The sequence below is a fragment of the Arthrobacter sp. NPDC093128 genome, assembly GCF_040683875.1.
Lineage (GTDB): Bacteria > Actinomycetota > Actinomycetes > Actinomycetales > Micrococcaceae > Arthrobacter.
Window position 1 is genome coordinate 1 of sequence record NZ_JBFBEY010000070.1, and the last position, 1,547, is coordinate 1,547.

Consider the following 1,547-nt stretch of genomic DNA (forward strand, 5'->3'; position numbering starts at 1 on the left):
GTGAGCCTGTCAAGGTTTCTGTGTAAGGGGTGGTCATGTGAGCTGAGGGTTGATCCGGTCGGGGGTAGGCCTGCGCTAGCTGCTCGAGGGCCTGTTTCCAGTTGGTGACGGCTTGGTTTTCGACGAGTCGTCCGGGTGCCTTGCGTTCGACGGCCGGTCGGCCACGTTCTTTCTCTCGGCGTGCTCGCTTGTCCTCGATGTTGCAGATCGCCAGCCACAGCAGCTTGATCACCGCGGCGTAGTTGGGGAACTGGCCGCGGTCCTTGATGATCTTGCGCAGTTGGTAGTTCAGCGACTCTGCGATGGGGAGAGATCACCCGCCGCAGCTCGGGCGGGAACTCCAGGAACGGGATGAACCGCTCCCACGCGGCCTCCCAGGTGGCTACCGCGTGCGGTTACTTCTGTCCCAGCGGCGACTTCTTGGAGGCCTCGGATTCCGCCTTGGCTGCGTCGGCATCGACGGCGGTGTAGATCGGATTGAAGGCCGTGCGATCGCCTTGCGGTCCTTTTAGTTCATGAACCGCATCGCCGCCCGGATTCCGCCAAGCACTCCGTGCAGGGAGGTGCCCGTGGAGCACCAGGCACGTCTGGACCGTCGCCTGTTTCCAAGTCGCCTCGATCGCATCCGGCAGCCCGGTGAGGCCGTCGCATTCCACCCCTCGCGTCGCTCCGAAGGGCGGATCCAGGACGATCAGCACGTCGCGGATACACCGGGGTGAGCCAGGTCGGCGCAGACACCGGCCCAGAACTTTCGCACCCCCGCTGGCTTGGATCCAGATCTCCAGCACGTGCTTGACGCCGTCCATGTCGACGCCGACGGCGATGTGGGCGGACTTGTTGATCACGTGCGACCCGTCGCGGACCTTGACCACCAGCGCGTCCAGGTAGCTTCCCAAGGACTACGTGCAGGGCAGTGCCGCCACCGGATAGAGCGCCCTCGAGCGGGCGCCGCTGCCAGACGGGGATCTCCTCGCCGATCTCGTCGGTGATCTCGCTGATCGTCTCGTGCGACAGTTCGGTGCCCAGCGTGGCCGCGAGGTGGTACTGGATGTCGCGGATTGTCATCCCGCCCGTAGAGCCTGATGATCATCTCCGTCCAGCCCGCCCAGTCGCCGCGAGCCTTTCGGGACCAGCCGAGGGATGAACGTCCCGTCGCGGTCGCGGAGGACGTCCAGCGCCACGTCCCCGACCTGTGGGGACAGCGTCTTCGGCGAGGTGCCATTGCGCGAGTTCGAGAACAGCTCGGCCTCGACGGCGCCCTTCTCATAGCCCAGCTGATCGGTCAGCTCGGCCTGCAGCCCGCGTTCGAGCGCGGCCTTGATCAAGCCAGGGATGAAGCTGTTGTCCTCGGTCAGCTCGAGCCCGCCGTCATCGATCCGTGCAAAGATGTCATCCAGGCCACCCGACTCGGCCATCTCAGCAGCACTTCAGCGCCTCGAGGACGCGGTTGCTCTTCGGTCACGAGATCCATCATGTTCCTTCAGACGGACTACTCGCTTACACAGGAGATCTGTCATGCGCGGCCACGCTGTTGCTTGCGTACCGGG

General features: G+C 64.7%; 2 protein-coding genes and 2 pseudogenes. All 4 read right to left on the bottom strand.

Features of this window, described 5'->3' with window-relative positions:
- A pseudogene (locus tag AB0N24_RS27505) lies at positions 1–232 on the bottom strand (hypothetical protein); the annotation flags it as partial.
- Positions 233–395: 163 nt separating this feature from the next.
- Positions 396–896: a transposase gene (locus tag AB0N24_RS27510; RefSeq protein ID WP_364131764.1), complete on the bottom strand. Its 501-nt coding sequence runs from the start codon at positions 894–896 to the stop codon at positions 396–398.
- 97 nt (positions 897–993) lie between these two features.
- A pseudogene (locus tag AB0N24_RS27515) lies at positions 994–1,065 on the bottom strand (hypothetical protein); the annotation flags it as partial.
- Positions 1,062–1,415, bottom strand: a complete 354-nt coding sequence (locus AB0N24_RS27520; RefSeq protein ID WP_364131767.1) for a transposase — start codon at positions 1,413–1,415, stop codon at positions 1,062–1,064. The gene AB0N24_RS27520 and the pseudogene AB0N24_RS27515, both read right to left, overlap by 4 nt.
- Positions 1,416–1,547 lie beyond the last annotated feature (132 nt).